The sequence below is a fragment of the Chimaeribacter coloradensis genome (genome assembly GCF_002858715.1).
GTDB lineage: Bacteria > Pseudomonadota > Gammaproteobacteria > Enterobacterales > Enterobacteriaceae > Chimaeribacter > Chimaeribacter coloradensis.
Map to the genome: position 1 here is coordinate 1 of NZ_PJZH01000054.1, position 6,149 is coordinate 6,149.

A 6,149-nucleotide genomic window follows, 5' to 3' on the forward strand; every position below is an offset into this window, starting at 1 on the left:
TACTTAGCGGGCCGCCAGGCGCTGCAGCGGGCACGCCGGCGCCAGATGTGGGAAACAGCCCTACTTTGCGGGCCGCCGGGCACCGCAGCCAGCGCGCCGGTGCTAGGTGTAGGAAACAGCCCTACTTTTTGAGCAGGGCTTGATTAGGCAGGAGGAGGGCAAATTGAAGCAACAGGATTGAAATTAAACAATAAATTACTGTTTTTGATGAATATTAAATATCAACTTGCCGCTAGACTCAGCTTGATAAGATACGCTCAGAGGGGTTTTATCATTTATTTGCCTTAAAGCTGGCTCAAGGAATGTTCGCTTTAGCTCTGCAAGGTTTGCTTTCTGAGAGTCAGGTAACATGAACCTTTCTGATAACCAATCGTGCGAAGTAACCCATATCTGAGAGCTTCTGAACTGACATAAGCTTTCATAAAGCCGAACGGTCCGGGGGTTCTTGAGGCTTCCGCAATCTCTTAATGAATAGGTTGTGAATTGATTGCCAAGAACATACAGGTAAGGCAAAACTTTATGATTAAACTCGATCTCCCATAAACCTTTACTCGATCTGCCGCCGGCTTCAGTCAGCCACGGGCGCGCGATAACATCATGACGACCGCTTTTGGGGTAAAAAATGATGGAAGAACGTGACAGTTCAAACACGCCCTCTTTAACATCACGGCTTGCTTGGTTTCGGGTTACGTTGAAAATATCTTCATAATCCGAGACGGCAACGGTGAAAACAGGGTTAGCAGACTCGTCTTCATCTGTGAAATAAGTCTGCATAAGGCAGAGCCATAAAACACGCTTTGCTTTCAAAGATAAATGATAAGCAGCCTCGGTTAGCTCGTTAGACTGTTTAACATTTATCTTTTTTTTCAGGGCATTAGCCATGTCCGTTGCCTTATGTGGGTTAATTTATGACCCCCACAATACCAGCCAGTACACACAAGTCAACTAATTATTAACTTCAATGTGAACTAGGGCCAATTCCCACAAAAAGTAGGGCTGATTCCCATAACTACTAGGGCTGTTTCCCATAAGATCTAGGGCTGATTCCCACATAAAGTAGGGGCAATTCCCAGAATCAACCACAATTTCCCCTTTAAATACAATGCCTTAACCACCCCTAAAAAGCCTTAAAAAGCCTTAAAATACTAATTAAAAAGCCTTTAAAATTTAGCGCTGTGGATAAGTGGATAAGTCACATTAGCATTGAAACCGACGCCGCTTTGCTCTGTCGGTCAACCCCTCGGCAGCACAAAACAAGTTTTGTACTGCCTCACGGTTTTCGCTAAAGGCATCAAGTGAAAACATTCAAGTACAGTTACTTTATACTTGTGTTGACCAAATTCAGCATTACACTTAGCCTTCAAAATATGTAGATACTTAGGTGAGTTATGGCGCAGAAAAGACAAATGACGCAGCAGGAATGGGATCGACTTTCACCCATAATGTCTACTTTTGCACATATCACCACTGAAATTGGTTATGCAGTTCTGGTTAAAGGAGAGCGGCAAGCTGATGTAGCTATCCGTGTTGACCGTACAAAGCAAAACGTAGCGAATGCTGTAAAAAGGATCTGGGAGCTATACCAGCAGTTTACCCTTAATGATGGCGAAGACTTAGAACTGGTTAATTTATGGCTTCCTAAGAAAGAAGCTGAACGAGTAAAAGAGTTGGCATCTAAGTACCCGATAAATAAAGATAAATTATAGATACCGGATGAGGCTATGGCATTTCAATCTCCTGCTACAAACTATGCTGAAAAACGTATCGATTTTACTAATCTTGTTTCGCTTTCACCAACCTCAACATACGTTTGGGAATGTACGAGTGATTACCCAGAACATGGAATCTTAAAAGGATCCTTGCTTGCTGTAGATCGCAGCTTGAAGCCAAAGCATGATAATTTGGTCATCGCTAATGTAGATAATGAATTAGTAATTTGTAAGTTGCTTCTTACTCCAGTCCCGTCTGTCCAAGTGCTTTCAAACCAAAGTTCTATCATCCCACTCAATGAAAGTGCAGAATTACCTATCTGGGGCGTTATTGCTTACGTGTTAACAGACTTAGCCGGACAGGGCTTCTCCCAGGTCACATCTGTATCTCAAGACCTATCAAACGAGTAACTTGCAAAGATTTCAGACTCAATAAATACTGTATCTATAAACAGTATATATAGAGTTTGATCATGTTTGCGCTTGCTGATGCCAACAATTTTTATGCCTCGTGTGAAACAACTTTTCGAACAGATTTGCGTGGAAAACCTGTTTGTGTGGTTTCGAACAACGATGGCTGCGTGATTGCTCGCTCCGCTGAGGCAAAGGCCTTAGGCATTAAAATGGGCAATCCGTTGTTCAAAAATGAGCGTTTTTTCCGTGAAAAAGGCGTTCATATTTTCTCCAGCAACTATGCGCTTTAGTAAGTTAAGTGGAATGCAACATTTGCGGTATAGACTTTAGCCAGTTGTCCTGAACTGAAAGGGGAAGGCCGTGAACACAAAAACACATTCCACTTCGGCTTTGCTGCTGGCCGGGCAGTGGCTTAAAATTCTTTCGAATTTAGGAAGAGCCAGCTCAACTATTAAAGCCTATCGAAGTGCCCTGACGCATTTGTTTGCCTTCTGTGAAATACACGATATTGCTCCTGAAAGGGCTTCCTTTGAAGACATTGCAGGATATATCCGCCCTCAGCTCCCTGATATGCCGTCACCCGTTGCCAGCGCCACACTCCAGTTGCGCATTTCAGCTCTTCGCCTCTGGTATGACTTTCTGATCTACCAGGATATTTGCCGTCTCAACCCGTTACCCCGTTCGGGTTTGCCTGGTGCCATTTATACCGGGCGAGGCCTGATCCCACGTATCACCCGCCTCCCCGTTATTCCCGATGACGGGCAGTGGCTCAGGTTCCTGAAACACGTTTCTGCCGCGTCCCTGCGTGACCGGCTGATGCTTGCTCTGGCGTATTATGGCGCGCTCCGGCGTACGGAAGTGACGGCTCTGAGGCTTGAGGACATTGATCTGGCTCACCGCCTGATACGCATCCGCGCAGAGACGACGAAAAACAGACGGGAAAGAATGGTCTGCTACAGCGCTGACGTTGCGCGGGTACTGGCAAATCATTTCCAACAGCTACGGCTGGCAGGCTGACTGGACACAGGGTGCGTTGTTCCGTTCATTTTCTGATCGTAACTATGGCACCCCCCTTTCTGTGTGGAACTGGAGTAAAACCGTACGCAGATGGGCTCTGGATACCGGGCTTCTACACATTACAACACATACCTTCCGCCATCTTCGTCTGACTCATCTGGCACGGGCCGGCTGGAAGCTGCATGAGCTGGCGACTTATGCCGGACACAGGGATCCGCGCACTACACAGATTTATATCCATCTGTCAGGTTCCGATCTGGCTGGCCGGATAACCGCAGCCGTGGCCGAAACCGACAAAAAAGTAGCCGGGCTTATTTTTCAGGCGGCGACATACTGATGAAGGAAAAGACAGCCAGCGTCACCTATGTACCTTTTAAACGCACAGATTATCAGCTGAGTGATGCATTAAGTCCTGAGGAAAGGGAAGCAATAAGTACAGGCTATCGACGGTCAGCTGCTTTAGACCAGCCGGAATCCCTGCCGTCTTTACTGTTGCCCCTGCAGGATATTGCTTCGCGCAGCAGTATCAGTGCCAGACTGGTCAGAATTATCATACTTGCCGTTCTGGCAGAAACGCACCGGGCGGGGCAACCCTGCTGGCTGTGGACGCAGGAAAGATGGTTAACGCTCTGTCAGCAACACAGTTCTGGCAGGCCTTTGCTGGTCGCCTTTGCCTTTCATCTCGGCCCGTTTCCCTCTGCGCTCAGCCTGCCAGTGCATGGCGCACCGTCACTTTATGCGAGTGCCATCTATGGCCGGGGCTTTGTCAGCCATGAACTTAACCGGCTGAACGACGTTCTGATCTCACTGGGATATGTCGGGCAGAATCAGAAACACAATCTGTCGGGCATGCTGGGTGTTCTGATGCTGATGAACAATGATCCGCAACTTGAAACTTTTACGACAGATCTGCTGTGGCGGGGGCAGAACTGCCACGACCGGGGAATCGCAAGAGTTACAGGGAAAATATCCTATGCGCTTGCTGCTATGGGGATTATAAAAAGCCCCCTGAGAATGCGTAATTATAAAGAATGGCATGAAAAGCCAACAGAAGGTATCGCGCCTGACTGGGCCCGGTGGTGCCGGAAGTGGCGGGAAACGTCGGTACTCCGCCCTCGCTCCAGGGAAAATCAGTACAGTTTCATTCTCCGCTGTGGCCTGTGGCTTGCCCGGGAAAAGCCGGAAATATGCGAGCCGTCTGACTGGACAATGGAAACCTGCGCCAGCTTTATTTCAATGGTTGGCAGACTGAAAGTGGATGGGCTATCACTGGACACCCATAAAGGAGGCAGGCGATCAAGCCGCTCTGGAGAGCCTCTGATGCCCCATTCCCGCAGCCGGTTTGTTTATGCAGTTCGCCGTTTTATGCTTGATTATGAAAGCTGGGGATGGGGGAAATTAAAATTCAGTCCGGCCCGTCATCTTTCCACGCCTGACACACCGCTGTTTCGTCAGGGCGTGAACCCCCGTGTCATTGATGATCCGGTCTGGCTGAAACTGGTCTGGGCAAGCCTGAATCTGCGTAAGGAAGACCTGCTGAGCGAAATTCATTACCCCCTGTCTATGCTTCAGGCTATGGCGGTGATCTGGACACATGCCGGGCTGCGACAGAACGAACTTATACGCCTGGCAATGAACTGCGTTACTCCACAGGCGGATGACATTCTGCAGGAAAACGGCAGCGCTATCCCGGCTGGCACTCTGTGCTATCTCAGCGTGCCAGCCGGTAAAACCTCTAAAGCTTTTGTTAAGCCAGTCTCGTCTGTTGTGAAAAAATATGTCGATATCTGGCTCAGTGAGCGTCCTCAGGAGCAGGCAGCACTTACGGATGAGCGCACCGGTGAAAAGGTCCGTTTCCTGTTTCAGTACCGGGGCAAACCGGTGGGAAGGAACATAATAAATCTCACTGTCATTCCGCTTCTCTGCGCCAGAGCGGGTATGCCTGTGGAAGATTCACGCGGTCCCATTACAAGTCACCGCGGCCGTGCTTCTGCCGTGACAGCACTGGCCAGTGTTCCTCAGGGCATGTCGCTATACGAGCTGATGCAGTGGTCAGGTCACTCTTCGCCGCAGTCTACGATGCATTATATTCGTATACGGCCGACACAGCTGGCAGCCTCTTTTGTGAAGGCGGACCGGGTCGCGCATATGATGAGCGTGCTGATTGACCATGATCCGCTTGCCGTCAGCCTCACCGGTCCGGCAATATATTATGATCTCGGCGATTCGTACTGTATGAATCCTTTCTGGAGCAACTGCCCGCACCGGATGGCGTGCATCGGTTGTGACTTTAATCTGCCAAAACAGAGTGCAAGAGGACTTTTGCTCGAAAGTAAGGCGTCCGTAAAAAGATATCTGGAGGAGGTGCCGTTGACGGTTGACGAGAGAGCCATCGTGGAGGGAGATACGGAAAAACTGGAGGCTGCTCTGAGAAAAAGCGGTAAGGTTCTCATCCGGTAAAACACCTGTCCGGACAGCATATTATTTCAGGTAAATAGCAGCACAGTGCGTGAGTTCTGTGTCGTAACAGAAATTCAGCCGTCAACGTTTATTCACTGAGCAGTACCTCTTTTTGTTTGCCGCAGTCATTCCGGTTTGGATTATTTCTTTTTTCTGCCTTATAAAAGATAAATAAGGGCCCTCTCAGGGGCCCTGTCGGTCGGTTGAAACGCAGTCTTCTGATGTCAGCTGTAAGCTAGTTATTCAGCCATTTTTCCAGATGTTCAATCTCAGCCTTCTGTGCTTTGATGACATCTTCAGCCATTTTCCTCATTTCAGGATCTTTTCCGTACTTCAGCTCTGTTTCGGCCATGGCTATCGCGCCTTTATGGTGTTCTGCCATGCCTCTGGCGAAAGCCCTGTCTGCATCCTGCTCCTTCATCGCATCCATCATGCCGCGGTGCATATTTTGCATGCCCGCCATGTATTCTTTTGAAGCTGGAGACATATGCATGTCCTGCGTCATCTTCATCTCTGACTTCTGGGCCATAGCCGCAACTGGCAGAACAA

7 protein-coding genes and 1 pseudogene are annotated in these 6,149 nt (G+C 48.7%); 6 read left to right on the top strand and 2 right to left on the bottom strand.

Translation table 11 applies throughout. The features are described from left to right. Positions 1-195: 195 nt before the first annotated feature. On the bottom strand, positions 196-882 hold the full coding sequence (locus CYR32_RS20970) for a replication initiation protein (RefSeq protein ID WP_101827021.1): 687 nt from the start codon (positions 880-882) through the stop codon (positions 196-198). 524 nt (positions 883-1,406) lie between these two features. Between CYR32_RS20970 and CYR32_RS20975 the strand changes: the two genes are divergently transcribed. From CYR32_RS20975 to CYR32_RS20995, 6 genes and pseudogenes are all read left to right on the top strand, one after another. Then, complete coding sequence (locus tag CYR32_RS20975) at positions 1,407-1,706, top strand: TrfB-related DNA-binding protein (RefSeq protein ID WP_233453724.1); 300 nt, start codon at positions 1,407-1,409, stop codon at positions 1,704-1,706. Between the two features lie 15 nt (positions 1,707-1,721). Continuing rightward, a complete protein-coding gene (locus CYR32_RS20980) occupies positions 1,722-2,120 on the top strand; it encodes a S24 family peptidase (protein WP_101827022.1) in 399 nt (132 codons plus the stop codon). Positions 2,121-2,182: 62 nt separating this feature from the next. Further along, positions 2,183-2,410: pseudogene (locus tag CYR32_RS20985) on the top strand (Y-family DNA polymerase); the annotation flags it as partial. 73 nt (positions 2,411-2,483) lie between these two features. Beyond that, positions 2,484-3,140, top strand: coding sequence for a tyrosine-type recombinase/integrase (locus tag CYR32_RS20990; protein WP_277621952.1), 657 nt, complete (start codon positions 2,484-2,486; stop codon positions 3,138-3,140). A 16-nt stretch (positions 3,141-3,156) separates the two neighbouring features. Beyond that, positions 3,157-3,477 (top strand): site-specific integrase, encoded by a 321-nt coding sequence (locus CYR32_RS22020; RefSeq protein WP_273759487.1) that lies wholly within the window; start codon positions 3,157-3,159, stop codon positions 3,475-3,477. Then, positions 3,477-5,600: a tyrosine-type recombinase/integrase gene (locus CYR32_RS20995; protein ID WP_175578841.1), complete on the top strand. Its 2,124-nt coding sequence runs from the start codon at positions 3,477-3,479 to the stop codon at positions 5,598-5,600. Before CYR32_RS22020 ends, CYR32_RS20995 begins: the two co-directional genes overlap by 1 nt. Positions 5,601-5,835: 235 nt before the next feature. Here CYR32_RS20995 and copM read toward each other — a convergent pair whose 3' ends face one another. Continuing rightward, positions 5,836-6,129, bottom strand: coding sequence for a CopM family metallochaperone (gene copM, locus CYR32_RS21000; protein ID WP_420912856.1), 294 nt, complete (start codon positions 6,127-6,129; stop codon positions 5,836-5,838). Positions 6,130-6,149 lie beyond the last annotated feature (20 nt).

Coding starts and splice junctions, on each gene's coding strand:
- CYR32_RS20975 (WP_233453724.1), top strand. CDS start 1,407: ATGACGCAGCAGGAATGGGATCGACTTTCACCCATAATGTCTACTTTT.
- copM (WP_420912856.1), bottom strand. CDS start 6,129: ATGGCCCAGAAGTCAGAGATGAAGATGACGCAGGACATGCATATGTCT.
- CYR32_RS20980 (WP_101827022.1), top strand. CDS start 1,722: ATGGCATTTCAATCTCCTGCTACAAACTATGCTGAAAAACGTATCGAT.
- CYR32_RS20995 (WP_175578841.1), top strand. CDS start 3,477: ATGAAGGAAAAGACAGCCAGCGTCACCTATGTACCTTTTAAACGCACA.
- CYR32_RS20970 (WP_101827021.1), bottom strand. CDS start 882: ATGGCTAATGCCCTGAAAAAAAAGATAAATGTTAAACAGTCTAACGAG.